This window comes from Kitasatospora sp. NPDC048407 (genome assembly GCF_043200475.1).
In the GTDB taxonomy this organism is placed as follows: domain Bacteria; phylum Actinomycetota; class Actinomycetes; order Streptomycetales; family Streptomycetaceae; genus Kitasatospora.
In genome coordinates this window covers 312,503-339,228 of sequence record NZ_JBICXW010000003.1, presented here as the reverse complement: position 1 = coordinate 339,228, position 26,726 = coordinate 312,503, and the positions used below count along the sequence as shown (strand labels likewise).

The 26,726-nt window shown below is 71.1% G+C and carries 29 protein-coding genes and 1 tRNA gene; 25 read left to right on the top strand and 5 right to left on the bottom strand.

The genetic code is table 11. The annotated features are described in order from the left end of the window. The first annotated feature begins 58 nt into the window (after positions 1–58). The 7 genes from ACGFWJ_RS09630 to ACGFWJ_RS09600 all read left to right on the top strand — a co-directional run bounded on the left by ACGFWJ_RS09630 (position 59) and on the right by ACGFWJ_RS09600 (position 4,959). Positions 59–1,498, top strand: coding sequence for an amino acid permease (locus tag ACGFWJ_RS09630; protein WP_387647456.1), 1,440 nt, complete (start codon positions 59–61; stop codon positions 1,496–1,498). A gap of 55 nt (positions 1,499–1,553) precedes the next feature. Beyond that, complete coding sequence (locus ACGFWJ_RS09625; RefSeq protein ID WP_387647455.1) at positions 1,554–1,985, top strand: Mov34/MPN/PAD-1 family protein; 432 nt, start codon at positions 1,554–1,556, stop codon at positions 1,983–1,985. Between the two features lie 139 nt (positions 1,986–2,124). Next, a complete protein-coding gene (locus tag ACGFWJ_RS09620) occupies positions 2,125–2,238 on the top strand; it encodes a putative leader peptide (RefSeq protein ID WP_387647453.1) in 114 nt (37 codons plus the stop codon). Between the two features lie 132 nt (positions 2,239–2,370). Then, on the top strand, positions 2,371–2,649 hold the full coding sequence (locus tag ACGFWJ_RS09615; RefSeq protein ID WP_387647451.1) for a MoaD/ThiS family protein: 279 nt from the start codon (positions 2,371–2,373) through the stop codon (positions 2,647–2,649). Beyond that, complete coding sequence (locus tag ACGFWJ_RS09610) at positions 2,649–3,617, top strand: PLP-dependent cysteine synthase family protein (protein ID WP_392947054.1); 969 nt, start codon at positions 2,649–2,651, stop codon at positions 3,615–3,617. The genes ACGFWJ_RS09615 and ACGFWJ_RS09610 overlap by 1 nt, the downstream gene beginning before the upstream one ends. 241 nt (positions 3,618–3,858) lie before the next feature. Next, a complete protein-coding gene (locus ACGFWJ_RS09605; RefSeq protein ID WP_387647446.1) occupies positions 3,859–4,047 on the top strand; it encodes a MerR family DNA-binding transcriptional regulator in 189 nt (62 codons plus the stop codon). Positions 4,048–4,206: 159 nt separating this feature from the next. Further along, positions 4,207–4,959 (top strand): MBL fold metallo-hydrolase, encoded by a 753-nt coding sequence (locus tag ACGFWJ_RS09600; RefSeq protein WP_387647444.1) that lies wholly within the window; start codon positions 4,207–4,209, stop codon positions 4,957–4,959. On the opposite strand, the gene ACGFWJ_RS09595 is transcribed toward ACGFWJ_RS09600, so the two are convergent. Further along, positions 4,947–5,864 carry a branched-chain amino acid transaminase gene (locus ACGFWJ_RS09595; RefSeq protein WP_392947050.1) on the bottom strand — a complete coding sequence of 306 codons (918 nt, stop codon included), beginning with the start codon at positions 5,862–5,864 and terminating at the stop codon, positions 4,947–4,949. The genes ACGFWJ_RS09600 and ACGFWJ_RS09595 overlap by 13 nt on opposite strands. A gap of 141 nt (positions 5,865–6,005) precedes the next feature. Here ACGFWJ_RS09595 and ACGFWJ_RS09590 point away from each other — a divergent pair, with 141 nt between their 5' ends. Beyond that, entirely contained in the window at positions 6,006–6,953 is a 948-nt protein-coding gene (locus ACGFWJ_RS09590) for a LuxR C-terminal-related transcriptional regulator (RefSeq protein ID WP_392947048.1), read from the top strand. Between the two features lie 113 nt (positions 6,954–7,066). On the opposite strand, the gene ACGFWJ_RS09585 is transcribed toward ACGFWJ_RS09590, so the two are convergent. Together ACGFWJ_RS09585 and ACGFWJ_RS09580 are read right to left on the bottom strand one after the other, a co-directional pair. Further along, a complete protein-coding gene (locus ACGFWJ_RS09585; RefSeq protein WP_392947046.1) occupies positions 7,067–8,311 on the bottom strand; it encodes a PTS transporter subunit EIIC in 1,245 nt (414 codons plus the stop codon). 219 nt (positions 8,312–8,530) lie between these two features. Then, positions 8,531–9,823, bottom strand: a complete 1,293-nt coding sequence (locus ACGFWJ_RS09580) for a PTS transporter subunit EIIC (RefSeq protein WP_392947043.1) — start codon at positions 9,821–9,823, stop codon at positions 8,531–8,533. Between the two features lie 361 nt (positions 9,824–10,184). On the opposite strand from ACGFWJ_RS09580, the gene ACGFWJ_RS09575 reads away from it, so the two are divergent. The 4 genes from ACGFWJ_RS09575 (at position 10,185) to rdgB (ending at position 12,427) form a co-directional block, all read left to right on the top strand. After that, positions 10,185–10,418: a glucose PTS transporter subunit EIIB gene (locus tag ACGFWJ_RS09575; protein WP_014135942.1), complete on the top strand. Its 234-nt coding sequence runs from the start codon at positions 10,185–10,187 to the stop codon at positions 10,416–10,418. A 120-nt stretch (positions 10,419–10,538) separates the two neighbouring features. Further along, entirely contained in the window at positions 10,539–11,264 is a 726-nt protein-coding gene (gene rph / locus ACGFWJ_RS09570; RefSeq protein ID WP_392947039.1) for a ribonuclease PH, read from the top strand. A 101-nt stretch (positions 11,265–11,365) separates the two neighbouring features. Then, the gene (locus ACGFWJ_RS09565) at positions 11,366–11,794 is read left to right on the top strand and encodes a hypothetical protein (protein WP_392947036.1); all 429 of its coding nucleotides are present in this window, start codon (positions 11,366–11,368) and stop codon (positions 11,792–11,794) included. Between the two features lie 27 nt (positions 11,795–11,821). Then, the gene (rdgB, locus tag ACGFWJ_RS09560; RefSeq protein WP_387647428.1) at positions 11,822–12,427 is read left to right on the top strand and encodes an RdgB/HAM1 family non-canonical purine NTP pyrophosphatase; all 606 of its coding nucleotides are present in this window, start codon (positions 11,822–11,824) and stop codon (positions 12,425–12,427) included. A 62-nt stretch (positions 12,428–12,489) separates the two neighbouring features. On the opposite strand, the gene ACGFWJ_RS09555 is transcribed toward rdgB, so the two are convergent. Next, a tRNA-Leu gene (locus ACGFWJ_RS09555) sits at positions 12,490–12,573 on the bottom strand. Between the two features lie 104 nt (positions 12,574–12,677). On the opposite strand from ACGFWJ_RS09555, the gene ACGFWJ_RS09550 reads away from it, so the two are divergent. Continuing rightward, entirely contained in the window at positions 12,678–12,971 is a 294-nt protein-coding gene (locus ACGFWJ_RS09550) for a hypothetical protein (protein ID WP_392947033.1), read from the top strand. Between the two features lie 185 nt (positions 12,972–13,156). After that, positions 13,157–15,508: a chitinase C-terminal domain-containing protein gene (locus ACGFWJ_RS09545; protein ID WP_392947247.1), complete on the top strand. Its 2,352-nt coding sequence runs from the start codon at positions 13,157–13,159 to the stop codon at positions 15,506–15,508. Between the two features lie 72 nt (positions 15,509–15,580). Here the strand turns inward: ACGFWJ_RS09545 and bcp are convergent, their stop codons facing one another. After that, positions 15,581–16,054 (bottom strand): thioredoxin-dependent thiol peroxidase, encoded by a 474-nt coding sequence (gene bcp, locus ACGFWJ_RS09540; protein WP_387647421.1) that lies wholly within the window; start codon positions 16,052–16,054, stop codon positions 15,581–15,583. 150 nt (positions 16,055–16,204) lie between these two features. On the opposite strand from bcp, the gene ACGFWJ_RS09535 reads away from it, so the two are divergent. The 11 genes from ACGFWJ_RS09535 to ACGFWJ_RS09485 all read left to right on the top strand — a co-directional run bounded on the left by ACGFWJ_RS09535 (position 16,205) and on the right by ACGFWJ_RS09485 (position 26,694). Next, complete coding sequence (locus ACGFWJ_RS09535; protein ID WP_387647419.1) at positions 16,205–16,546, top strand: DUF3618 domain-containing protein; 342 nt, start codon at positions 16,205–16,207, stop codon at positions 16,544–16,546. Positions 16,547–16,683: 137 nt separating this feature from the next. Then, positions 16,684–16,986: a co-chaperone GroES gene (locus ACGFWJ_RS09530; RefSeq protein ID WP_100588626.1), complete on the top strand. Its 303-nt coding sequence runs from the start codon at positions 16,684–16,686 to the stop codon at positions 16,984–16,986. A 169-nt stretch (positions 16,987–17,155) separates the two neighbouring features. Next, a complete protein-coding gene (locus ACGFWJ_RS09525) occupies positions 17,156–17,959 on the top strand; it encodes an ABC transporter permease (RefSeq protein WP_392947029.1) in 804 nt (267 codons plus the stop codon). Then, positions 17,952–18,785: an ABC transporter permease gene (locus ACGFWJ_RS09520; protein ID WP_392947026.1), complete on the top strand. Its 834-nt coding sequence runs from the start codon at positions 17,952–17,954 to the stop codon at positions 18,783–18,785. The genes ACGFWJ_RS09525 and ACGFWJ_RS09520 overlap by 8 nt, the downstream gene beginning before the upstream one ends. 16 nt (positions 18,786–18,801) lie before the next feature. Beyond that, positions 18,802–19,770: an ATP-binding cassette domain-containing protein gene (locus ACGFWJ_RS09515; RefSeq protein ID WP_392947024.1), complete on the top strand. Its 969-nt coding sequence runs from the start codon at positions 18,802–18,804 to the stop codon at positions 19,768–19,770. Between the two features lie 60 nt (positions 19,771–19,830). Beyond that, positions 19,831–21,033: a glycosyltransferase family 2 protein gene (locus ACGFWJ_RS09510; RefSeq protein ID WP_392947021.1), complete on the top strand. Its 1,203-nt coding sequence runs from the start codon at positions 19,831–19,833 to the stop codon at positions 21,031–21,033. A gap of 38 nt (positions 21,034–21,071) precedes the next feature. Then, the gene (locus tag ACGFWJ_RS09505; protein WP_392947244.1) at positions 21,072–22,361 is read left to right on the top strand and encodes a nucleotide sugar dehydrogenase; all 1,290 of its coding nucleotides are present in this window, start codon (positions 21,072–21,074) and stop codon (positions 22,359–22,361) included. Between the two features lie 64 nt (positions 22,362–22,425). After that, on the top strand, positions 22,426–23,709 hold the full coding sequence (locus tag ACGFWJ_RS09500) for a DUF445 domain-containing protein (RefSeq protein WP_392947242.1): 1,284 nt from the start codon (positions 22,426–22,428) through the stop codon (positions 23,707–23,709). A gap of 114 nt (positions 23,710–23,823) precedes the next feature. After that, positions 23,824–24,624, top strand: coding sequence for a hypothetical protein (locus ACGFWJ_RS09495; RefSeq protein ID WP_392947019.1), 801 nt, complete (start codon positions 23,824–23,826; stop codon positions 24,622–24,624). Between the two features lie 160 nt (positions 24,625–24,784). Further along, entirely contained in the window at positions 24,785–25,582 is a 798-nt protein-coding gene (locus ACGFWJ_RS09490; protein WP_392947017.1) for a hypothetical protein, read from the top strand. A 71-nt stretch (positions 25,583–25,653) separates the two neighbouring features. Next, complete coding sequence (locus ACGFWJ_RS09485; protein ID WP_392947014.1) at positions 25,654–26,694, top strand: adenosine deaminase; 1,041 nt, start codon at positions 25,654–25,656, stop codon at positions 26,692–26,694. Positions 26,695–26,726 lie beyond the last annotated feature (32 nt).

Sequence of the window (26,726 nt, the reverse complement as noted above, 5' to 3'; positions counted from 1 at the left end):
CGGAAGACGGGGCGTGTCGGCCGACCGGTCGGCGCGAACCGGGGAGGCGAGGTGGCAGATGACCGAGGCGACCGACGAGACGACCGACCCGGTCCCCGATGACGAGGGCTACGAGCGGGGGCTCGGCGGCCGGCAGATCCAGATGATCGCGATCGGCGGCGCGATCGGCACCGGCCTGTTCCTCGGGGCCGGCACCGCCATCTCCAAGGCAGGGCCGAGCCTGCTGCTCGCCTACGCGGTGGCCGGCGTGGTGATCTTCGTGATCATGCGGGCGCTCGGCGAACTGCTCACCTACCGCCCGGTGTCGGGCAGTTTCGCCGAGTACGCCCGCGAGTTCCTCGGCCCGTTCGCCGGCTTCGTCACCGGCTGGACGTACTGGCTGTTCTGGGTGGTCACCGGCATGGCCGAGACCACCGCCGCCGCCGTCTACGTGCGGTTCTGGGAACCGGGCGTGCCGCAGTGGGGCACCGCGCTGGTCTTCCTGCTGCTGCTGTACGGCGCCAACCTGATCTCGGTGAAGCTGTTCGGCGAGATCGAGTTCTGGTTCTCGATGGTCAAGGTCACCGCGATCGTGGGGATGATCCTGATCGGCATCGGCGTGCTGATCTTCGGCTTCTCCGCCGCCGGGGAGACCGCCACCATCGCCCACCTGTGGAACGACGGAGGCTTCTTCCCCAAGGGCTTCGGGGCCACCGTGATGTCCCTTCAGATCGTCATGTTCGCCTACCTGGGGGTCGAGCTGGTCGGCGTCACCGCCGGGGAGAGCGAGAACCCCGAGAAGACGCTGCCGCGGGCGATCAACACCCTGCCGGTGCGGATCGCGCTGTTCTACGTCGGCGCCCTGCTGATCATCCTGTCGCTGGTGCCGTGGTCCGAATTCGAGCCCGGCGTCAGCCCGTTCGTCGCCGCCTTCGGCAAGGTCGGCATCCCCGCCGCGGCCGGCATCATCAACTTCGTGGTGCTCACCGCGGCGCTGTCCTCCTGCAACTCCGGGATGTACTCCACCGGCCGGATGCTGCGCGACCTGGCGCTGCGCCGGCAGGCCCCCGGCCGGCTCACCCGGCTCACCGCCCGGCGCACCCCCGCCGCCGCGATCACCGTCTCCTGCATGCTGATGGGTGCCGGAGTGGTGCTCAACTACCTCGTGCCGGAGCGGGCGTTCGAGTACATCACCTCGGTCGCCACCGTCTGCGGCCTGTGGACCTGGGGGGTCATCCTGGCCAGCCAGCTCCGCTACCACGCCGCCTGGAAGGCCGGCCGGCTGCCCGCGCCGACCTTCCGCGCCCCCGGCGGCAGTTGGACCCGCTGGCTGGCGCTGGCCTTCCTGGTGATGGTGCTGGTGCTGATCGCGCTCGACTCGACCGCCCGAATCTCGCTGTACGTCTTCCCGTTCTGGGCGCTGATGCTGATCGTCGGTTACCGGGTGATCGGCCGCCGCGACCCGGCCGCCGTGCACGGCGATCCGCACGGGCACCTGCACGCCGAAAGCGGCGAGTGAGGCCCAGGTTCCGTCCGGCAGGATCGGCCGGAAAGGCCCTGGCTATCCTGGCCGCATGCTGACCATCACCCGAGAACTGCGCGACCGGATGGTCGCCCACGCCCGCGCCGACCACCCGGACGAGGCGTGCGGCGTGATCGCCGGACCGGCCGGCACCGGCCGGCCCGAGCGGTTCATCCCGATGCTCAACGCGGCCCGCTCGCCCACCTTCTACGAGTTCGACTCCGGCGACCTGCTGAAGCTCTACCGCGAGATGGACGACCTGGACGAGGAGCCGGTGGTGATCTACCACTCGCACACCGCCACCGAGGCCTACCCGTCCCGCACCGACGTGAGCTACGCCTCCGAGCCGTTCGCGCACTACGTGCTGGTCTCCACCGCCGAGGGCACCGGCGAGGACGACCCCTACCAGTTCCGCTCGTTCCGCATCGTGGACGGTGTGATCACGGAGGAAGACGTCGAGGTGGTCGAGGCCTACCAGGTCTGAGCCCCGGGCCCGCCGACGGGTCCGCCCAGGCCGTGCGGCGCGCGGCCGGCGGGCCCGTTTTCTCATGGGGCGGGACGCTTGCGGCCGGATGGTGAGACAAGCATGTCAAAGCGGGGGCGGGAATCTATACGATGAGTCCATGCGTTCCGTCGATGTGAGCAATCAGGGCCCAGGCATCCGCCTCGTGGCGCGCCTGCACGTCGACCTGTGCCGGCTGGCCAGCGCGATCTGTCCCGGCACCGCTGCGCGCTGACCGGCAGAGCCGACAGCAAGCCTCCTCCCGACTGCTTTCTCGACCTTTCCGCCCCGGCCGCCGTCGGGGTCCTTCCCCCTGCCGCGCCCGCGACGGCCCGGCGACCCGAAACCACTCCACAGGAGCGCAGCCATGGCCATCGAGGTCCGCATCCCGACCATCCTCCGCACCTACACCGACGGCGCCAAGGCCGTCGACGGCAACGGCGACAACCTCGGAGAGCTGTTCACCGACCTCGACGCCCGCCACCCCGGCATCGCCGCCCGGCTGCTGGACGGCGGCGAGCTGCGCCGCTTCGTCAACGTCTACCTGAACGACGAGGACGTCCGCTTCCTGGACGGCGTCGCCACCAAGCTGGCCGACGGCGACAGCGTCACCATCCTCCCCGCGGTGGCCGGCGGTATGAAGTAATGCGTTACGACAGCCCGATCGAGGCCGTCGGCAACACCCCCCTGGTGCGGCTGCCGCGGCTGTCCGCGGCCGTGCCCGGAAATGACGACGGCCTGGTCACGCTGTGGGCCAAGCTGGAGGACCGCAACCCCACCGGCTCCATCAAGGACCGTCCGGCGCTGCACATGATCGAGCGTGCCGAGGCCGACGGGCGGCTCACGCCGGGCTGCACCATCCTGGAGCCGACCAGCGGCAACACGGGTATCTCGCTCGCCATGGCGGCCAAGCTCAAGGGCTACCGGATGGTCTGCGTGATGCCGGAGAACACCAGCGAGGAGCGCCGCGAGCTGCTGCGGATGTGGGGCGCGGAGATCATCCCCTCGCCGGCCGCCGGCGGCTCCAACACCGCGGTGCGGATCGCCAAGGAGATCGCCGCCGAGCACCCCGACTGGGTGATGCTCTACCAGTACGGCAACCCGGACAACGCCGGCGCGCACTACTACGGCACCGGCCCGGAGATCCTCGCCGACCTGCCCACCGTCACCCACTTCGTGGCGGGTCTCGGCACCACAGGCACCCTGATGGGCGTCGGCCGGTACCTGCGCGAGAAGGTCCCCGGCGTGCAGATCGTCGCCGCCGAGCCGCGTTACGACGACCTGGTGTACGGCCTGCGCAACCTCGACGAGGGCTTCGTCCCCGAGCTGTACGACGCCGAGGTGCTCACCACCCGCTTCTCGGTCGGCTCCGCCGACGCGGTCGCCCGGACCCGTGAACTGCTCCAGCAGGAAGGCATCTTCGCGGGCGTGTCCACCGGCGCGATCCTGCACGCCGCGATCGGGGTGGCCCGCAAGGCGGCCCGGGCCGGCGAGCGGGCGGACGTGGTCTTCGTGGTCGCCGACGGCGGCTGGAAGTACCTGTCCACCGGCATCTACACCGCCGAGACCACCGAGGCGGCGGTCGAAGCGCTGCAGGGCCAGCTCTGGGCCTGACGGAACGCCAACTCGACGGCGCGGCGCCCCGGCTGGGGGCCGCGCCGTCGGCGGTCGGATGGTTCTCATGGTCGGACGGTCGGATCATCGGCCTGCTGTGACATCCCGGTATTTGTCCGTTCCCGGTGACCGCTCTGTCACGGAACCGCGACCGCAGCCCGTCGCGCACCTGCCGGGCGCACTTGCCCAACAGGCTGACGGCTCATTGCTTGGTTCATCGTCACCGTGGAGGTGGGCATCCATGCCCGGCCGGAAGCTCTGGTCCTACGTCGAGATCGCCCGCCACATCGGCGTGCAGGCCGAGACCGTCCGCCACTACAAGCGCCACGGACTGCTCCCGCACCCCGACCGGCTGGACGCCGGCGGCCGCCCCCGCTGGTACCCGCAGACCATCCGGAACTGGGCCAGGACCCGCCCCGGGCGGCGCTGAAACGGCCCGCCCCGTCCTGGTGATTCCGCCCACAGCGCGGCACGGGAGAGGGGGCAAAGTGCCGCCCGGCCCTTACCCTCGACACTCAAGAAACCCGCTCCGCCCCCGGCGGCGCGGACGGCCGCGGACGATGGCGCGACGGGGCGGGAAGGGCTCGGCATGAAACTGACCGTAGTGGGGTGCTCGGGGAGCTTCCCGTCCGTGGACTCCCCCTGCTCCAGCTACCTGGTGGAGGCCGACGGCTACCGCCTGGTCGTCGACCTCGGCAACGGCGCCCTCGGCAACCTGCAGAAGTACACCGGCCTGTACGACGTCGACGCGGTGCTGCTCAGCCACCTGCACGCCGACCACTGCATCGACCTGTGCGCGTACTGGGTGGCCCGCAACTACCGGGTCGAGGGCTGCCCCGCCCTGCTGCCCGTCTACGGCCCGACCGGCACCGCGGCACGCCTGGCCCGCGCCTACGACATGCCGGAGAAGCCCGGCATGACCGAGGTCTTCGACTTCCGCGACCTCACCGACGGAGCCCGCCTGGAACTCGGCCCGCTCACCGTCACCGTGGCCCTCGTCAACCACCTGGACTCCGAGGCCTACGGCTTCCGGATCGAGCACGGCGGCCGCAGCGTGGTCTACTCCGGCGACACCGGCGTCTGCCCCGAACTGGTCGAACTCGCCCGCGGCGCCGACCTGTTCCTGTGCGAGGCGGCGTACACGCACGGCAAGGAGACCTTCGACTCCATCCACCTCAACGGCCGCCAGGCCGGCGAGCACGCCGCCCGGGCCGGCGCCCGGCGCCTGGTGCTCACCCACATCCCGCCGTGGACCGACGCCGAACGCAACCGCCGAGACGCCGCCGCCGTCTACCCCGGACCGGTCGACCTGGCCCGCGCCGGAGCCGTCTACGAACTGTGAACCGGCGTCAGCCAGTGCCGGTAGCGGGCGTCCTCCCCGTGCACCGCGGCCCGGTACGCCTGGGCCAGCTTCTTCGTCAACTCGCCCTCGTGCGAGGGTAGTTCACGGTTGTCCAGGGATCCGACCGGGACCACTCCGGCGGCCGTTCCGGACAGGAACACCTCGTTCGCCGCGTACAGGTCCGAGCGCAGCAGCGGCTCGATCCGGACCTCCGCCCCCAGATCGCGGGCCAGCGTCAGCACGGTGTCCTGGGTGATCCCCTCCAGCGCCCCCGCACTGGCCGGGGTGGTCCGCAGCACACCGTCGCGCACCACGAACACGTTCTCCGAACTGCACTCGCTGACCGTCCCGTCCGGGGCCAGCAGCAGCGCCTCGTCGAACCCGGCGTCGGTCGCCTCCCGGCGGGCCAGCGCCGAGTTCAGGTACGGTCCGGTCGCCTTCGCCGCCGGCGGGACGGAGTTGGGGTCGGTGCGCCGCCAACTGCTGGTCATCAGCCGCAGCCCGCGCCCAGCCGGCAGGTAGGCCGGCCACTCCCAGGACGCGATCGACACGCTGGTGGGGGAGTGGCGCATGTCCAGCCCCATCGAGCCGTAGCCGAGGAACGCCAAGTGCCGCAGGTAGCACTCGCGGTGGCCGTTCGCCGCCACGAGTGAGATGGTGGCGGCCTCCAATTCGCGGGTGGAGTAGGGGAGTTCCATGCGCAGCATGCGGGCGCTGCGGCTCAGGCGGGCCAGGTGCTCGGGCAGCCGGAACACCGCCGGGCCGGTGGCGGTGTCGAACACCCGGGTGCCCTCCAGCACCCCGGTGCCGTAGTGCAGCGCATGGGTGAGCACATGGACGCGCGCCTGCTGCCAGGGCACCAGCGCGCCGTCGAACCAGATCACGGAAGACTCGTCGATCGCCATGCCGCCATCCTGGGCAGCCCGGCCCGCCCCGCGAAGAGCAACGGGCCCGCCGGATCAGGCCATGGCCGCCACCGGAGCATCCGTCTCGGATACTGAAATGGCGGCGTCCGCCCACCGGTCGCGGCCCTAGGCTCCGGAAGGGTGGAGACCAGCACCGCCCTGTACGCCCGACTGCTCGCCGACCCCGGCTGCCCGCTGGACTCCCTGCGCGCCGAACTCGACTGTGAGGAAGCGGAGTTCGCCAAGGCGCTGGACGACCTGCACGCGCTCGGGCTGCTCCGGTCGACCACCGCCACCGCGAACGGCGTGGCCGCCGTCTCCATCGACACCGCCGTGCGCGACCTGCTCACCGACTCCGACCACCGGCTCGCCGCGCTGCTCGACGAGGCCCGCCGCACCCACGAACGGGTCGAGCACCTGCACCGCCACTACCTGCCGCTGCGCACCGCCGCCGCCCACGAACTCGTCCGCGGCCCCGACCGGATCGCCGCCCTGCTGGAGGACGCCGCCCGCGCCGCCCGCACCGAGGCGCTGTCGCTGCGGCCCGGGCAGGACCAGTCCGAGACCGGCCTCGCCGAGAAACTCGCCCGCGAACGGATCGCCCTCGCCCACCGGGTCGCGCTGCGCACCATCTACCCTGCTGCCGCGCTCCACCAGGCGGCCGTGCTCGCCCACGTCCAGGCGCTCACCGCCGCCGGCGCGAGCATCCGGGTCGCGCACAGTCTGCCGCTCTGGCTGATCGTGGTGGACTCCCACCTCGCCGTCCTGCCCGCCCCCGGCGAGACGCCCGGCAGTGCGGCGGTGGTGGTCCGGGACCCGGCGGTGGTCTCGGTGGTGCGGGAGCTCTTCGAGCACTTCTGGGCGGCGAGTTGGGTTCCGCCGGAGCTTCTGGGCCGTGCGGCACCGGACGATCGGCACCGGGAGGTGCTGCGGCTGCTCGCCGCCGGGCTGACGGATCAGGCGATCGGCCGGAAGCTGGAGATCTCGGACCGGACGGTGCGACGGCTGGTCGCGGATCTGACGGCTTCGTTGGGGGCGCAGTCGAGGTTCCAGGCGGGGGTGCACGCTACGAGGCTGGGGTGGATCTGAGGGGCGCTTCCGCGTGCAACTGGCTGTCGGGGGCGCGATCTTGCGGGCGTGCTCCTTCCGCTTCGCGCAGTTCCCCGTGCCCCTGCGGGGCGCGTTCTGCGGGGCGCGCGGTCCTATGTTTCCTCGAAGCCTTCTTCCTCGCGCCCAGGGGTTTTCAGGTCGAAGCGGAGGATGACGAAGCGGAAGGCCGTGTAGTAGATCACCGCGATCACCAGTCCGATCGGGATGATGAGCCAAGGTCTGGCGGCGTAGCCCCAGTTGAGGACGTAGTCGATGACGCCGGCGGAGAAGGTGAAGCCGTGGTGGACGCCGAGGGCCCAGGTGGCGGCCATGGAGATGCCGGTGAGGAGGGCGTGGGCGACGTAGAGGGCGGGGGCGATGAAGACGAAGGCGAATTCGATGGGTTCGGTGATGCCGGTGGCGAAGGAGGTGAGGGCGAGCGAGATCATCATGCCGAGGACGGCTCGGCGGCGTTCGGGGCGGGCGCAGTGGGCGATGGCGAGGGCGGCGGCGGGCAGGCCGAACATCATGACGGGGAAGAAGCCGGACATGAACTGGCCCGCGTTGGGGTCGAGTTGGAAGAAGCGGGTCTGGTCGCCGTGGAAGGTGCGGTCGCCGACGGTGTAGTTGCCGGCCTGCTGCCAGAAGAAGGTGTTGGCGATCTGGTGCAGGCCGAACGGCAGGAGCGCCCGGTTGATCAGGCCGAAGATGCCGGCGCCGAGTGCGCCGAGGCCGATCACCCAGTTGCTGAACTCGTCGACGGCGGAGCCGATCGGGCCCCAGCAGAGGCCGAAGAAGACGCCGAGGCCGGTGCCGACGAAGGCCATCACGATGGGTACCAGTCGGCGGCCGTTGAAGAAGCCGAGCCAGTCGACCAGCCGGGTGCGGTGCAGGCGTTGCCAGAGCAGGGCGGAGAGCAGGCCGACGACGACTCCGCCGAGTACCCCGGGGTCCTGGTAGGTGGCCTCGATGTCCTTGCCGGGGAGCACCTGGTAGGCGGTCTTGGGGAAGGCGGTGAGCACCTGGTGGTAGGTCAGGAAGCCGACCAGGGCGGCGAGTGCGGTGGAGCCGTCGGACTTCTTGGCGTAGCCGATCGCGATGCCGACGCAGAACAGCAGCGGCATCCAGTCGAAGACGGCGTGGCCGGAGGCGGCGAAGACTTCGGCGACCTTGGTCCAGCCGAGGCCCTTGGGGCCGAACACGTCGTCCTGACCGAGTCGGAGCAGGATGCCGGCGGCGGGCAGGACGGCGATCGGGAGCTGGAGGCTGCGGCCGATCTTCTGGAGGGCGGGGAAGACCCGGGAGCGCAGGGCCCGTCCGCCCGGTGCCGCCTGCGAGTTCGGTGCGGTCGTACTCATAGCGGGCGGTTCCTCACGGCAGCGCGATCCTGGTCTAGACCACTGGTGGCCCGGTCCAGTTTCTAGCACGCGCCGAACACGCTCCGGAACCCTCCGAAGGTCGGCCCCCGTCAAGCGCTGCGGAATCGAAACCTGCCCGGCCCGCCGCCTCGGCCGCCGGACAACACGGCGCCCCCGGACGGAAATTGTCTCCCACCGGGGGCGCGCAGGGCGAATTCGTCAGGCCTTGGTCGGGTCCTCGATCTCGCCCTCCTCCTCGCGTCCTGGCGTTTTCAGGTCGAATTTGACGATGACGAACCGGAAGACCACGTAGTAGACCGCCGCGAAGCACAGGCCGATCGGGATGATCAGCCAGGGTTTGGTGGCCAGGTTCCAGTTGATCACGTAGTCGATGAGTCCGGCCGAGAAACTGAAGCCGTCATGGACGCCGAGCGCCCAGGTGATGGCCATCGAGGCGCCGGTGAGCAGGGCGTGGATGCCGTACAGCAGCGGGGCGACGTAGGCGAAGGAGTACTCGATGGGCTCGGTGACGCCGGTGACGAAGGAGGTCAGTGCGACCGAGGTCATCAGGCCGTAGATCTCCTTGCGGCGGTGCGGCTTCGCCGAGGCCGCGATGGCCATCGCGGCGGCGGGCAGCGCGAACATCATGATCGGGAAGAAGCCGGAGAGGAACTGGCCGGCCGTCGGGTCACCCGCCAGGAAGCGGCCGATGTCGCCGGTGGCGGTCTTGCCGGTGTGCGGGTTGGTGAAGGTGCCGAACTGGAACCAGACGAAGGTGTTCAGCAACTGGTGCATGCCGACCAGCAGCAGGGCGCGGTTGGCGACGCCGAAGATGCCGGAGCCGCCGGAGCCCAGGTCGGACAGCCACTTGGAGAAGTCCTCCAGCCCGGTGCCGATCGGCTGCCAGATCCACACCATCAGCGAGCCGAACAGCAGGCCGACCAGGGCGGTGATCATCGGGACCAGGCGGCGGCCGTTGAAGAAGCCCAGCCAGTCGACCAGCTTGACCCGGTGGTAGCGCACCCACAGCTTGGCCGAGAACAGGCCCATCAGGATGCCGCCGAGCACGCCGGGGTTCTGGAAGTCCACCTTCACCGCTGTTTTGGCTTCGAAGTCGACGCAGACCGTCTGCTCCAGCACCGAGGGAGCCGGGCAGGCCTTCGGGAAGGCCCGCAGGACGGCGTAGTAGACCAGGAACCCCGCCACCGCGGCGAGCGCGGTCGAGCCGTCCGCCTTCTTGGCCATGCCGATCGCCACGCCGATGCAGAACAGCAGCGGCAGGCCGAGGGCCGGGTCGAGGAGCGCGCCGCCGGCGGCGGCGATGGCCGTGGCGACCCGGTCCCAGCCGAGGCCGTTCTTGCCGAAGATGTCGTCCTGGCCGAGGCGGGTGAGGATGCCGGCGGCGGGCAGCACGGCGACCGGCAGCTGGAGGCTGCGGCCCATCTTCTGCAGGCCGCCGTAGAAGGTGTGCCACCAGGTGCTCTGATGAGCGGCGGCGCCTGTTGAACTCAATCGTCGGCCCTCCGTGCTTCGCTGCCCGGTCCGTCCGTGGGAGGGCCAGGAACACCGGCGGACCGTCCGGCGTTGTCCGAGTACACCTATAATTGGTGTAGACCATTTATGAGGTCGGAGGCGGTCCGCCGGGCCATGGGCCCGGTGATCGTCATCTTCGGGCGACCCCCGAGCGGACCGCGCGCGGAGCTGGTCCGAACGTGGACCAACATGGCATATCGTCCGGAATCGGGTGATGCTGGTCGCGCCGTCGGAAGGCGCGGCAGACTGATCCCGAGTCACTTCCGGCCGGTACCACCGCACACGCAGTACGGCACCCGGCGACCGACCGCCGATGCGCCGAGACAGAGGGAGAAAGACCATGGCCAGCAAGGCTGAGAAGATCGTCGCCGGTCTCGGCGGAATCGAGAACATCGACGAGGTCGAAGGCTGCATCACCCGGCTGCGCACCGAGGTCCACGACGCCTCCAAGGTCGACGAGGCGGCCCTCAAGGCGGCCGGCGCCCACGGCGTGGTGAAGATGGGCACCGCCATCCAGGTCGTCATCGGCACCGATGCCGACCCGATCGCGGCCGAGATCGAAGACATGATGTGAGCCGAGGCCCCGTCGGCCCGCCCCCGCACTGCCGGTGGCGGGCCGTCGCACGTCCGGGGGCGGGATGGGGCAGGACGGGACGGGGACGGGCGGGGAGCCGGACGGGATACGCTCGTTCGCATGTCACGCATCGACGGCCGCACCCCCGACCAGCTCCGCCCCATCACCATCGAACGGGGCTGGAGCAAGCACGCCGAAGGATCCGTCCTGGTCTCCTACGGCGACACCAAGGTGCTGTGCACCGCCAGCGTCACCGAGGGCGTCCCGCGCTGGCGCAAGGGCAGCGGCGAAGGCTGGGTCACCGCCGAGTACGCCATGCTGCCGCGCGCCACCAACACCCGCGGCGACCGCGAGTCGGTGCGCGGCAAGATCGGCGGCCGCACCCACGAGATCAGCCGGCTGATCGGCCGCTCGCTGCGCGCCGTGGTCGACCACCGGGCGCTCGCCGAGAACACCTTCGTGCTGGACTGCGACGTCCTCCAGGCCGACGGCGGCACCCGCACCGCCGCGATCACCGGCGCGTACGTGGCGCTGGTCGACGCGGTCTCCTGGGCCCGCGAGAAGAAGCTGCTGCGCGCCAAGGGCCAGCCGATCACCGGCGGCGTCAGCGCGGTCAGCGTCGGCATCATCGACGGCGTCCCGATGCTCGACCTCCGCTACGAGGAGGACGTCCGGGCCGAGACCGACATGAACATCGTCTGCACCTCCGACGGGCGCTTCGTCGAGGTCCAGGGCACCGCCGAGGGCGCCCCGTTCGACCGCGACCTGCTCAACCAGCTGCTCGACCTGGGCAGCCTGGGCTGCGCCGAGCTGGACGAGATCCAGCGCAAGGCGCTGGGGCTGTAACGGCTCCACGCGGAACCGCGGTGGGTCGAACGGCCGTCAGAACCGAAGGGCAGGCCCGCGTGTGCTGTACAGGCACGCGGGCAGACCCTTAACGTTCCGCTGTGAGCCCGCACACCCTCCTGGAGGACTCGCCGATGCAGCAGCCACTCAGCATCAACCGCACCGCCGCGCTGGCCGTCGCCGCGCTGGTGCTGATCCTGCCGCTGAGTGCGGTCAGCTGCTCCGCCGCGGAGAAGGCGGTGAGCTGCGCCAACACGGCCGTGCAGCTCTCCACCGACGTGGCGCAGCTCGGCTCCGCGTACAACAACGCGGACAAGGACCCGGCCGCCGCCGGGAAGGCCGTCCAGAAGATCAAGGGCGACCTGGACAAGATCGGCCGCAACTCCAGCGACGCCGACCTGGCCAAGGCCGTCGGCGACCTGCAGACCCAGGTCGACAAGGTGCAGAAGGCCATCGACGCCAACGAGACACCCGACCTCGGCCCGCTCGGGGACGCCGCGGGGCGGATCAGCAAGGTGTGCACGGGCTGAGATCAGCGGGTGGTTAGGCTTGCGGGCATGACCACGCGCCTCGTTCTCGCCACCCGTAACCAGCACAAGGTCGCCGAGCTGCGCGACATCCTCGGCGCGGCCGGGCTGGATGTCGAACTGGTCGGCGCGGACGCCTTCCCCGAGGTGCCGGACGTGCCGGAGACCGGCGTGACCTTCGCCGAGAACGCCCTGCTGAAGGCGCACGCGCTGGCCCGCGCCACCGGACTCCCCGCGGTCGCCGACGACTCCGGGCTGTGCGTGGACGTGCTCGGCGGGGCGCCCGGCATCTTCTCCGCCCGCTGGGCCGGCCGGCACGGCGACGACAAGGCCAACCTGGACCTGCTGCTCGCCCAGCTCGGCGACATCGCGGCCGAGCACCGCGCCGCGTCCTTCGCCTGCGCCGCCGCGCTCGCGCTGCCCGACGGCACCGAGCGGGTCGTCGAGGGCCGGCTGCACGGCACGCTGCGCACCGAGCCGGCCGGCAGCGGCGGCTTCGGTTACGACCCGATCCTGCAGCCGCTCGGCGAGAGCCGGACCTGCGCCGAGCTGAGCGCCGAGGAGAAGAACGCGATCAGCCACCGCGGTCAGGCGTTCCGCTCGCTCGCCCCGGTGGTGGCCGAACTGCTCGGCTGAGACGCCGCGTTGACGCGCGAAGGGCCCACCCGGAACGTTCCGGGCGGGCCCTTCGCCATGGGTGCGGCCTGAGGGACTCGAACCCTCACGAGATTTCTCTCACGGGCACCTAAAACCCGGGCGTCTGCCAATTCCGCCAAGACCGCAGGCAGCGACTTCCCCGTCATGCTACTTGTCCGTCACCTCGACGTGCACCACCCTTTCGGGCGGCGTCCGGTCCCCCCGCCGGGCGTGAATATCGGAGCGACACGTGCCGACCACCCGGAGCGCGTGGATCTACGACGGCACCAGCCTGTGGGCCGGCGATGCCTCGCGGGCCATCGCGGCGCGCGGCGCGTACGCCACCAGCAAGGGCCTGGGTGGCATATTCGCCTGCTCGCCGGAGGGCGACGACCCGTCCGGGACGCTGGTCAACGCGATGGCCGCGAGTATGAAGTGGCGTCAACTCGCCCTGGAGAAGGCCGGATCGTCCGAGTGCGGACGGTTCGGGCTTTCTTGCCAAGTTGGTACAGACCTGTTGACGTGGATGGTCCAGACCTTTTAAGTTCGGCGGAACTTCCCCCACATGTGCATGCCCTCCCACAGGCATGCACGCGACACTCTCTCCCGGAGGACCGAGTGTTGATCCGACACACCACGGCGCAGCGTCCCACCGCTGCCGGCCGTCAGAAGAGCGGCCGCAAGGTGGCGTTCGCCGCCACCGCGGCGGCGGGACTCGCGGGCCTGCTGATGGGCACGCTCGGCGTCGCGCCGTCCGCCGCCGCCGTCGACAACCAGGCGTGCCGCCCCGACGGCATGTACACCACGCCCGGCGTCGACGTCCCCTACTGCAACGTCTACGACACCAGCGGCCGCGAGCAGATGGGCGCCGACCACCAGCGCCGCGTCATCGGCTACTTCACCGGCTGGCGCACCGGCAAGGACGGCACGCCCGCCTACCTGGTGAACAACATCCCCTGGGACAAGGTCACCCACCTCAACTACGCGTTCGCGCACGTCGCCGGTGACAACACCATCTCGGTGGGCACCGACAACGCGGACAACGCCTCCACCGGGATGACCTTCCCGGGCGTGGCCGGCGCGGAGATGGACCCGTCGCTGCCCTACAAGGGGCACTTCAACCTGCTCAGCAAGTACAAGAAGCAGTTCCCGAACGTCAAGACCATGGTCTCGGTGGGCGGTTGGGCCGAGACCGGCGGCTACTTCGACGACTCGGGCAAGCGGGTCAACTCCGGCGGCTTCTACTCGATGACCGTCAACGCGGACGGGTCGGTCAACCAGGCCGGCATCAACACCTTCGCGGACTCCGCCGTCAACTTCATCAAGAAGTACGGCTTCAACGGCGTCGACCTCGACTACGAGTACCCGACCTCGATGAAGGACGCGGGCAACCCGCTCGACTACTCCATCTCCAACGCCAAGCGCGCGTCCCTGATGAAGGGCTACGCGGCGCTGATGAAGACCATGCGCGAGAAGCTCGACCGGGCCTCCGCCGCCGACGGCAAGTACTACCTGCTGTCGGTCGCCGCCCCGTCCTCGGGCTACCTGCTGCGCGGCATGGAGACCTTCCAGGTCACCCAGTACCTGGACTACGTCAACATCATGTCGTACGACCTGCACGGCGCCTGGAACAAGTACGTCGGCCCGAACGCCGCGCTGTACGACGACGGCAAGGACGGCGAGCTCGCGGCCGCCAACGTGTACGGCACCTCGCAGTACGGCGGGATCGGCTACCTGAACGGTGACTGGGCCTACCACTACTTCCGCGGCGCGATGCCGGCCGGCCGGATCAACCTCGGCGTGCCGTACTACACCCGCGGCTTCCAGAACGTGCAGGGCGGCACCAACGGCCTGTGGGGCACCGCCTCCACCACCAACTGTCCGGCCGGCTCCGGCCTGACCACCTGTGGTGACGGCGCCGTCGGCATCGACAACATCTGGCACGACCTGGACGACAACGGCAAGGAGTCGCCGGCCGGCTCCAACCCGATGTGGCACGCCAAGAACCTGGAGAACGGCATCCTGCCGGACTACCTCTCCAAGTATGGCGTCAAGGACACCGCGCTGAACGGCAGCTACACCCGCAACTACAGTGCCTCGCTGGTCGCCCCGTGGCTGTGGAACGCCGACAAGAAGGTCTTCCTGTCCACCGAGGACGACCAGTCCATCGGTGCCAAGGCCGACTACCTGGTCAACCAGGGCGTCGGTGGCGCGATGATCTGGGAGCTCGCCGGCGACTACAAGTGGGACGCCACCGCCAACGGCGGCAAGGGCGAGTACGTCCAGGGCAACACCATGACCTCGCTGCTGTACGACAAGTTCAAGGCGGCCTCGGCGTACGGCGCGACCCGCTCCACCGTCGCGCTGCCGCAGCAGACCCTGCCGATCGACGTGTCGTTCACCAACTTCGCGCTGGGCGACAACAACTACCCGATCAACCCGAAGATCCACATCGTCAACAACTCGACCGTCACCCTGCCCGGCGGCACCGAGTTCCAGTTCGACTACTCGAACTCCGCGCCCAGCAACGCCGCCGACCAGTCCGGCTTCGGCTCCAAGGTCATCCGGGCCGACCACACCGGCAACAACATCGGCGGTCTGAAGGGCACCTACAACCGGGTCTCGCTGAAGCTGCCGACCTGGCAGTCGCTGGCGCCCGGCGCCTCGGTGGACGTCGCGTTCGTCTACTACCTGCCGGTCTCCACCCCCGCCAACTGGACCGTCAACGTCGGCGGCACCCTGTACGGCATCACCGGCGACTACACCCGCGGCGCCACCGCGGGCACCGGCTCGCCGTCGCCGAGCACCTCGGCCAGCGCCTCTGCGTCGGCCTCCGCCTCGCCCTCGCAGTCGGCCTCGCCGTCGGCGTCCGCGTCCGCCTCGGCTTCGCAGTCCGCGTCGCCGTCGGCGTCCGCCGGCAGCTGCTCGGCCGCGCCGAGCTGGAGCGCCGGGACCACCTACGCCGCCGTCACCAAGGTGTCGTGGCAGGGCCACTACTACCAGAACAAGTGGTGGACCGCGGGCGAGGACCCGTCGCTGAGCGGCGCCTGGGGCGTCTGGACGGACCTCGGGGCCTGCTGATCCCGAACCCATGAACGGCGGTGGCGGTCGACCCGGTCGGGGGGTCGGCCGCCACCGCTGCCGCGTTCTCGGTTACTGCCCGACCTTCAGGTCCTTCAGCAGCTTCGCGACATGGCCGGTGGCCCGGACGTTGTAGAGCGCCCGCTCGACCTTGCCCTGCTCGTCCACGATCACCGTGGAGCGGATCACACCCTGGTAGGTGCGGCCGTAGTTCATCTTCTCGCCGTACGCGCCGTACGCCTCGAGCACCTTGTGCTCCGGGTCCGACAGCAGCGTCACCTTCAGGTGCTCCGTCTCGCGGAACTTGCCGAGCTTCTCCGGCTTGTCCGGCGAAATGCCGATCACGTCGTAACCCGCGCCCGCGAAGACCTCCAGGTTGTCCGTGAAGTCGCAGGCCTGCTTGGTGCAGCCCGGGGTCAGCGCCGCCGGGTAGAAGTAGACGATCACCTTGCGGCCGAGGTGGTCGGCCAGCGACACCTCGTTGCCGTCGGCGTCGGGCAGGGTGAAGGCGGGGGCGGTGTCGCCCGCCTGCAGGCGCTCGCTCACGATGGTGCTTCTCTCCTCCGGTCCAGGACAGGGTGGTGCTCCCCGCCAACCTACCTCCGTTGGTGGGTGGCGCTGCGCGAGCGCGACGGCGAGCTGACAGACTGTCGGTGCAGAGACGTACCTAGCGGTAACAGAGATGGGGTGGCCCCAGTGGCAGCGAGCAGCAAGGACACGTCGGCACCGCGCACGACGGCCCAGATCGAGGCGGACATCGCCGGGACCAGGGACAGGCTCGCCGCGACCCTCGACGAGCTCGCCATGCGCGTGCACCCGGCCACCGTCGCCGCCCAGACCAAGGCCAAGCTGCGCGCCACGGTCGAGCAGCGGGCCGGCAAGGCGTACGTCGCCGCGAGCGGCGCCGTCGAGCAGGTCAAGTCCAGGTTCGTCGACGAGGACGGGCGGCCGCGACCCGAGCGGATCGTGCCCGTCGCGCTGGTCGGCGTCGGCGTGGTGCTGCTCATCGCCTCCGCGAAGCGGCGCCGCAAGGGCTGACAGCTCCTGCGGACGGCGGGGACCCGGGTTCGGACGCCCGGGGCCCCGCCGTTTTCGCTGTCCGGTACGGTCGGGGAGTGAGTGAGAACGACACGCAGAGCAGACACGACCGGCTCGGGGAGAAGCTTCCGATTCGGATGCTGCACGACCGGGTCCTCGTCAGGACCGAGACCGGCGAGGGCGAACGCCGCTCCACCGGCGGCATCCTGATCCCCGCCACCGCGGAGCTTTCGCGCCGCTGCACCTGGGCCGAAGCCGTGGCCGTCGGCCAGAGCGTCCGCTCGGTGGAGCCCGGCGACCGGGTGCTCTACGACCCGGAGGACAAGCTGGAGGTGGAGGTGCGCGGCGCGACCTACATCCTGCTCCGGGAACGCGACCTGCACGCGGTGGCGGCGGGACGCTTCGGGGACCTTGAAGGGTCGACGGGGCTGTACCTGTAACAGCTTGGGACTATCGGTCCGCAAGGTCGCGAGCACGTGCAAGTAATTGCCCGGCGTCGCGACCTTGCGGTTTGGTACGTTCCCCTTCGCGCAGTTATCCCCAAGCCCTAGCGGGCCGGGAGGTACCCCCACGCGCCCCTGTTTTCCAGCACCCAAGGAGACAGCCGACATGGCCGGGGTCTACTTAGCCGTCGCCCGCGGCGCGTTCCGGCGGTACTCGACGTACCGGGCCGCGACGGTGGCCGGGGTGGTGACCAATTCCGTCTTCGGGTGGATTCTGGCGTCGACGATGCTCGCGTTGTGGCAGGTGCGGCCGGGGCTGGGCGGGTACGACGCGCGGCAGGCGGTGACGTATGTGTGGATCGGCCAGGCGCTGTTGGCGGCCGTCGCGGTGTGGGGCGGCGGGTTCCAGGACGACGTGCAGGCGCGGTTCCGGAGCGGGGACATCGCGATCGACCTGTACCGGCCGGTGGACTTCCAGGGGTGGTGGCTGGCGACGGACCTCGGGCGGGCGGGGTTCCAGCTGATCACCCGGGGTGCGCTGCCGCTCGCGCTGGGGGCGCTGCTGTTCGAACTGGCGCTGCCCTCAAGGCCGTTGGTGTGGGTTGAGTTCCTGCTGGCGGTGGCGCTGGCGGTGGTGGTGAGTTTCGGGCTGCGGTTCCTGGTGTCGCTGACGGGGTTCTGGCTGCACGACACGGACGGGGTGCGGGCGGCGGTGATGGTGCTGTCGATGTTCTTCTCCGGTTTGCTGCTGCCGCTGGCCCTGTTCCCGGGCGTGCTGGGGGAGCTGGCGCGGGTGCTGCCGTTCTCGGCGATGGTGCAGCTGCCCGCCGACGTGCTGCTGCAACGACGCACCGGACACGGCCTGTTGGCCCTGTACGCCTTCCAACTGGCCTGGGCGGCGGCCCTGTTGGGGATGGGCCGGATGGTGCAGGCGATCGCGGTGCGCAAGGTGGTGGTGCAGGGTGGTTGAGAGCGAGTCGTTCGCCGCCCGGGCGGGCTGGGCGGTGCGGTCGTGGTGGCTGATCGCCGCGATGTGGGGCCGGTCCATGCTGACGTACCGGGCGTCGTTCGTGCTGGGCCTGGCCGCGAACATGCTGATCACCTTCCTGGACTTCGCGGTGCTGATCCTGATGTTCCGGCAGGCCCGCCAGCTGGCCGGCTGGACGCTCGCGGAGACCGGGTTCCTGTACGGGACGAGTTCGGTGGCGCTCGGCGCGGCCAACTTCCTGGTCGGCTCGGTGAGCGGGCTGGGCGAGCGGGTGCGCTCCGGGGCGCTGGACACCATGCTGATCCGGCCCGCCCCCGCGCTGTCCCAACTCGCCGCCGAGCGTTTCTCGTTGCGGCGGCTGGGCCGCCTGGCGCAGGCGTTCGCGGTGCTCGGCTGGTCGCTCACCGCGCTGGACGTGCGGTGGACCTGGGACCGGGTGCTGATGGTGCCCGGTCTGCTGCTGTGCGGGACGGTGATCTTCTGCGCGGTCTTCGTCGGCTGCTCCTGCGTGCAGTTCTGGTGGGGCGACGCTGCCGAGCTGCAGAACTCCGTCACCTACGGCGGCGGCACGCTGCTCCGGTACCCGCCCACGATGTTCGCCAAGGAGGTCGTCGCGGGCACCGTCTTCGGGGTGCCGCTGGCGTTCGTCAACTGGCTGCCCGCGCTGCACATCCTGAGCCGGCCCGACCCGCTCGGGCTGCCCGTCGCGTTCCAGTTCGCCTCGCCCGTCGCGGCGGCGCTGTGCGTGCTGGCGGCGGCGCTGGCCTGGCGGGCCGGGCTGCGTGCCTACCGTTCCACCGGAAGCTGAGAGAGGGAGACGGACCGTGGCGGTGATCGAGGTCGAGGACGTCCGGCGGACATTCACCGTCCGCACCAGGAACGGCCGCCTGCGGCGCGAGAAGCGCGAGGTGCGGGCCGTGGACGGGCTCACCTTCCAGGTCGAGGAGGGGGAGTGCGTCGGCTACATCGGGCCGAACGGGGCCGGCAAGTCGACGACGGTGAAGATGCTCACCGGGATCCTGGTGCCAACCGGCGGGCGGCTGCGGGTGGCGGGAGTGGACCCGGCGGCCAGGCGGGCCGCGCTGGCCCGGCGGATCGGCGTGGTGTTCGGCCAGCGCACCACCCTGTGGTGGGACCTGCCGCTGCGCGACAGCTACGAACTGGCCCGCCGGATCTACCGGATCCCCGACGCCCGCTACCGGACCAACCTCGACCGGTGCGTCGAACTGCTAGACCTGGGCGGCCTGTTGGATACCCCGGTACGGCAGCTCTCGCTCGGCCAGCGGATGCGCGGCGACCTCGCCGCCGCCCTGCTGCACGACCCGAACGTGCTGTACCTCGACGAGCCGACCATCGGACTCGACGTGATCAGCAAGACCAAGGTCCGCGAGTTCCTCCGCGAGACCAACCGCGAACAGCGCACCACCGTGCTGCTCACCACCCACGACCTCACCGACATCGAGCAGCTGTGCGGCCGGGTGATGGTGATCGACCATGGCCGGCTGGTACTGGACGGCCCGCTGGAGCAACTGCACGCGGCCGGCGAGAGCGAACGCACCCTGGTGGTCGACCTGGCCACCGCGCACCCGCCGATCGAACTGCCCGGGGTGCGCACCGTCAAGGTCGAGGGCCCGCGGCAGTGGCTGGCGTTCCCGGCCCGGCAGAGCGCCGCCCCGCTGGTCGCCGCCGTCGCCGAGCGCTACCCGCTGGTCGACCTGTCGCTGCGCGAACCCGCCATCGAGGACGTGATCGCCCGGATCTACGCCGGCGCCGCCACCGAACCCGCCGTCTGACCCACTCACTCGTTCGGGTGGGGGAGGTGACCGAACGGTCGGCCCGGGAGTTGGTATCTCGTGACCGAGCCCGAACCGGACGTCAGTGTGGTGATCGCCGTCCACGACACCATGCCGTACCTCACCGACTGCCTGAACTCGCTGGCCGAACAGACCATCGGCGCGGACCGGATGGAAGTGGTCGCCGTCGACGACGGGTCGAGCGACGGCAGCACCGAGGAACTCGCCCGGTTCGCCGACGCCCACCCCGGACTGCTGCGCACCGTACGGCAGCCCGCGTCCGGCGGCCCCGCCAAACCCACCAACCGCGGCACCGACCTGGCCCGCGGCCGCTACCTGATGTACCTCGGCGCCGACGACTGGCTCGGCCCCGAGGCACTGGAGCGGATGGTCGACACCGCCGACCGCTGGCAGTCCGACGTACTGATCCCCAAACTCGTCGGCGAGAACGGCCGGATCGTCCCGCAGGGCATCTTCGAGCGCACCGCCGAACACGTCGGCTTCACCGACTCGGCGCTCGCCTGGGCACTCGCCGACACCAAGATGTTCCGCCGCGCCCTGGTGCTCAGCCACGGCCTGCGCCGCCGCGAGGACCTGCCGGTCTGCTCCGACCAGCCGTTCACCCTCGGCGCGCTGCTCAACGCCCGCAAGGTGTCCGTGCTCGCCGACTACGACTACTACCACCTGGTGCTGCGGCAGGACCGCTCCAACGTCACCCACCGCGCCGGGCCGATCGACCGGCTGCGCGCCATGGGCGCCGTCCAGGAGGTGCTGGAGCGGGGCACCCGCCCCGGCCCCGCCCGCGACGCCGTCCGGGAACGCTACTTCAGCTGGGACGTCCCGCAGGTGCTGCAGGAGCAGTTCCTCGCCGAACCGCCCGCCATGCAGCGGCGCATCCTCGGCGAGATCGGCCGGCTGCTCGACCGGCACTGCCCACCCGCCGTGTTCGCCGCCGTACCGGTACCCGCCCGGCTGCGCCTCGCGCTCGCCCGCCGCGGCGAACTCGCCACCCTGTGCGAACTCATCGACTGGGAACGGCAGCACGGCCCCGCCCCCGTCGAACGCCGCGGCGGCCGGCTGTACGCCCGCTACCCGATGTACCGCGACCGGCGGCTCGGCCTGCCCGACACGCTGTTCGACACCGGCCGCGCCCCCGGCCCCACCGGCTGGCGACGGATGGTCCCCGCCCCCGCACGCCGCGCGCTGCGCCGCGCCCGGAAGGCCTGGCGCGGCCGCCCCGACACGCTGCGGGCCGCCCGATGACACCAAACGTCCTACCGGAAGGCGACCGAGTGACGGCGCTGCACGTCTGCGTGGTCGGACTGGGCAAGATCGGCCTGCCGCTGGCCGTCCAGTTCGCCACCAAGGGACACCGGGTCACCGGCGCCGACATCGCCCCCGCCGTGGTCGCCGCCGTCACCGCCGGGCGCCCGCCGTTCCCCCGCGAGGCCCACCTCGACGAACTGCTCGCCGAGACCGTCGCCGCCGGCCGCCTGCACGCCACCACCGACACCGCCGCCGCCACCGCCGCGGCCGACGCCGTGGTGATCGTCGTCCCGCTGCTCACCGACGCCGACGGCCGGCCCGACTTCGCGCTGCTGGACGCCGCCACCGACGCGGTCGCCGCCGGGCTGCGGCCCGGCACGCTGATCAGCTACGAGACCACGCTGCCGGTGGGCACCGTACGGGGCCGGTTCGCCCGGCGGCTGGAGGACGGCTCCGGGCTGACCGCCGGCCGGGACTTCGCGCTGGTGTTCAGCCCCGAACGGGTCCGCACCGGGCGGGTCTTCGCCGACCTGCGGCGCTACCCCAAGCTGGTCGGCGGCATCGACGAGGAGTCCACCCGGCGCGGCGTCGCGTTCTACCGGGCGGTGCTGGACTTCGACCCGCGCCCCGACCTGCCGCGCGGCAACGGCGTGTGGGCGCTCAGCGGGGCGGAGGCCGCCGAGTTCTCGAAGCTCGCCGAGACCACCTACCGGGACGTCAACATCGCGCTGGTCAACCAGTTCGCCCGGCTCGCGGACCGGGTCGGCGTCGACCTGGTCGAGGTGATCGACGCCTGCAACTCGCAGCCCTACAGCCACCTGCACCGCCCGGGCATCGCGGTCGGCGGGCACTGCATCCCGGTCTACCCGCGGCTGTACCTGTGGAACGACCCGGACGCGACCGTGGTGCGCGCCGCCCGGGAGGCCAACGAGCAGGTCCCGGCGTACGCGGTCGGACTGCTGGCGGGCGCGCTCGGCCCGCTGGACGGCGTCGCCGTCACCGTGCTCGGCGCGTCCTACCGGGGCGGCGTCAAGGAGACGGCCGTCTCCGGGGTGTTCCCGCTGGTCGCGGCGCTGCGGGCGGCCGGCGCCCGGGTCGGCGTCAGCGACCCGCTGTACACGCCGGAGGAACTCGCCGCGCTCGGCCTGCCGCCCGACGAGGGCAAGCCCGTCGCCGCACTGGTCGTGCAGGCCGACCACCCCGAGTACCGGGACCTCGGCGCCGTCGACTTCCCGGGCGTGCGGGTGCTGCTGGACGGCCGGCGGGTCACCGACCCGGCCCGCTGGGAGGGCGTCCGGCGGATCGTTCTCGGCGGGGGCGGCTGACCGGGCGGATTCGCGGGGCGGCGGTCGTTTCGCCCGCCCGGTGTGCCAGGCTGACGGGGTGAGTGTGGACGAGACGGCACCCCCAGGAGTCAGCTTCACCGCCGCCGACGAGGCCAAACGGCAGGGCGTACGGCGGATGAAGACCATCGCCACCGGCCTGCTCGGCCTGGCCACGGTCGTCTTCGCGCTCGCCACCTGGGCGGGGTCCGCCGGCGCGGGCAGCTGGGCCGGGTACGTGGCGGCCGCCGCCGAGGCCGGCATGGTCGGCGCGCTCGCCGACTGGTTCGCCGTCACCGCGCTGTTCCGCCGCCCGTTCGGCCTGCCGATCCCGCACACCGCGATCATCCCGACCAAGAAGGACGCGTTCGGGCGTTCGCTCGGCGACTTCGTCGGCGACAACTTCCTGTCCCCGTCGGTGGTCCGGGCCCGGCTCGGCCGGATCGGGGTGGCCCGGCGGCTCGGCGAGTGGCTGTCCGCGCCCGGCAGCGCCGAACGCGTCACCCACGAGGCCGCCGCCGCGCTGCGCGGCGTCCTCGCGGTGCTGCGGGACGAGGACGTGCAGGCCGTGGTCGCCGAGGCGATCACCCGGCGGGCCGCCGCCACCTCGGTCGCCGAACCCGCCGGCCGGCTGCTCGGCAAGATCGTCGCGGACGGCGGCCACAAGGGCGTGGTCGACCTGGTCGCGGTCCGGGCCCGCGACTGGCTGGTCGAGCACCACGTCGACGTGGTCTCCCGGGTCACCGCCAAAACCCCCGGCTGGACGCCCAAGTTCATCGACCACCAGGTCGGCGAGCGGGTCTACAAGGAACTGCTGCGCTTCGTCACCGACGTCCGCGACGACTCGGAGCACCCCGCGCGCGGCGCCCTCGACAACTTCCTCGCCGACTTCGCTCAGGAACTCCAGCACGACCCGGAGACCATCGCCCGGGTCGAACGCGCCAAGTCCGACCTGCTGGCCCGCCCCGAGGTGCAGGACCTGATCGCCTCCTCCTGGTCGGCGGTCCGCACCCTGGTGATGAACGCCGCCGAGGACGAGGACAGCGAGCTGCGCCGCCGGATCACCACGGCCCTCCGCTCCTTCGGCCGCCGCCTCGCCACCGACGGCAAACTCCAGGCGAAGACCGACGGCTGGCTGCTGGACGCCGCCGAGTACGTGGTCTCCACCTACCGGGAGGAGATCACCTCGCTGATCTCCGACACGGTGGCCGGCTGGGACGCCGACGACGCCTCCCGCAAGATCGAGGCGAACGTCGGCCGCGACCTGCAGTTCATCCGGATCAACGGCACCGTGGTCGGCGCGCTGGCGGGCCTGCTCATCCACACCGTCAGTACGGCACTGGGTGGTTGACGAACGGTCCGGTCCGCCCCCGGTGGGTGGGTGTCCGACCCCTTCGGTAGGGTGATCGACCGATCGGCACGGCCAGGGGGGCCGGGGCCTTTCCAATCCATGGGGGAATTCACCGTGAAGACGGTTCACGCACGCACGCTCGGACTCCGCATCGCCGCCCTGGCGGCGGTCGGCCTGGTCCTGACGGCCTGCAACGACGACGACCTGGACACCGGGGCGACCGGCCAGACCTCGCCCACCGCGCCGGCCTCCTCGTCCGCCACTGCGGGCGCCAGCGGCAAGGCCAAGGACCCGGCCAAGCCCAGCACCCGCCCGAGCGGCACCGCCGCGGGCGGCAACTCCGCCACCGCGCAGGCGAAGACCAACAAGCTCGCGCTGACCCCGGCCGAGTGGGGCACCGGCTACCAGACCAGCGCCGACGACGACACCGCGATCACCGCCTTCACCATGGACAAGTCCTGCGTCTACAAGGACTCCGGGCAGGTCAAGACCCTCGTCGCCTACACCGGCCGGTTCGTGAAGGCACCGCGACCCGACGGCGACGAGGTCATGGGCACCAGCGTCGCCTCCGAGTTCACCAACGCCGACGCCGCGCACCAGGACATGGCGGAGCAGCTGGCCAACGTCCTGCGCTGCACCAACTACAAGGACGGCGAAGGTAACGAGTTCAAGGCCGTGCACGACGTCGACGCGCCGAAGGTGGCGGGAGCCGACGAGGTGTACGCCGAGGAGGGCCTGGCCGTGTACGGCACCACCGACGGCGGCAAGACCCAGGACCGCCCGTTCTCCCGCGTCGTCGCGCGCAAGGGCGCGGTGACCATCTCGGTGCTGGTCGACCTCGCCCCCAACCAGCAGGTCTTCGAGGGCCGCGCCCAGGTGCGGGCGCTGCTGCAGAAGGCCACCGCCAAGTGGTGACACCGCCGTTCGCGGCAGCGGGTTAGCTTGCGGCGCCGAGTGGTTGACGAACCGTCCGGCGCCGGTTCGGTCCGCGCGTGTCCGACCGATTCGGTAGGGTGATCGACCGGTCGGCACGGCCAGGGGGGTCGGGGCCTCGTATTTCCATGGGGGATTCACCGTGAAGACGGTTCACGCACGCACGCTCGGACTGCGCATCGCCGCCCTCGCGGCGGCCGGCCTGGTCCTGACGGCCTGCAACGAGGACGACGCGGCCACGGGGGCGACCGGGCAGACGTCGCCGAGCGCGGTGGCTTCGGCGCCGGCGTCCGCGAAGGCCAGCGGCAAGGCGAAGGAGCCGGTGAAGCCCAGCGCCCACGCGAGCGGCAGCACGACGGGAGGCGACGCGGCGGCCCAGGCCAAGACGAACAAGCTCGTGCTGAACGCCGCCGACTGGGGCGCCGGTTTCGAGAGCAACGGGGACGACGACACCAGCCTGACCAACTCCACGATGGACAAGTCGTGCGTCCTGAAGGAGAACGGCACGGTCAAGACGTTGGTCGCCAACACCAATCGGTACGTGCGCGTGCAGACGTCCGACGGTGGCGAGCTCTGGGGCAGCAGCGGAGCTGGGCAGTTCACCACCGCCGAGGCCGCACACCAGGACATGGCGGAGACGGCGGCCAATAGCAAGCGCTGCCCCAACTCCAAGGTCGAGGCCGGCACCGAGACCAACACCGCGCACGAGGTCGAGTCGCCCAAGCTGCCGGGAGCCGACGAGGTGTACTCGGAGGAGGGCCTGACCGTCTACCACGAGGAGGACGGCACCCCGTACGACCCCCGGCCTTACTCCTACATCGTCGCGCGCAAGGGGTCGCTCACCGTGTCGGTCTTCGTCGACCTCTCCCCGACCCAGCAGGTCTCCGACGGCCGTGCCAAGGCGCGGCAGCTGCTGCAGAAGATGACCGCCAAGTGGTGACACCGGCGTTCGCCGCGGCGGGTTAGCATGCGAGGTCTGTCCGGGTCCGGGTGAGTAGACGGGAGCGTGCCGTGGTCGAGGGTGTCCAGGGGATCGAGGCGTTCATCGCCGGAATGCCGAAGGCGGAGCTGCACGTGCACCACGTCGGCTCGGCCTCGCCGCGGGTGGTCGCCGAACTCGCGGCGCGGCACGCCGGGCGCACCAAGGTCCCGGCGGACCCGGAGGCGCTCGCCGAGTACTTCACGTTCACCGACTTCGCGCACTTCATCGAGGTGTACCTGAGCGTCGTCGACCTGATCCGGGACGCCGAGGACGTCCGCTCCCTCACCTACGGCGTCGCCGAGGACATGGCCCGGCAGAACATCCGCTACGCGGAACTGACCGTCACGCCCTACTCGTCGGTCCGTCGCGGCATCCCCGACGTCGCTTTCATGGAGGCGATCGAGGACGCCCGGCTGGCCGCCGAGAGGGAACTCGGCGTTGTCCTGCGCTGGTGCTTCGACATCCCCGGCGAGGCCGGACTGGCCTCCGCCGAGGAGACCGCCCGCCTCGCGCTCGACCTGGCGCCCGCCGGACTGGTCTCGTTCGGCCTCGGTGGCCCCGAGATCGGCGTGCCGCGCCCGCAGTTCAAGCCGTACTTCGACCGGGCCCGGGCGGCCGGCCTGCACAGCGTGCCGCACGCCGGCGAGTCCACCGGGCCGGAGACGGTCTGGGACGCGATCCGGGAGCTGGGCGCGGAGCGCATCGGCCACGGCACCCAGTCGGTGAAGGACCCGGCGCTGGTCGACTACCTCGGCGAGCACCGGATCCCGCTGGAGGTCTGCCCGACCTCCAACCTGGCCACCCGGGTGGTCGAGCGGATCGAGGACCACCCGATCCGCCGGATGGTCGACGCCGGGCTGCTGGTCACCGTCAACAGCGACGACCCGCCGATGTTCGGTACCGACCTGAACACCGAGTACGCGGTCGCCGCGAAGCTGCTCGGCCTGGACGAGGCCGGGATCGCGGCGCTCGCCCGCAACGCGGTGGAGGCGTCGTTCCTGGACCCGGCGGGCAAGCGCCGGCTGACCGGCGAGATCGACGCCCACCTGGCGGCCTGGCCCACCGCCTGACGGACCACCGGGTCACCGGCGGGGCGGTGAGG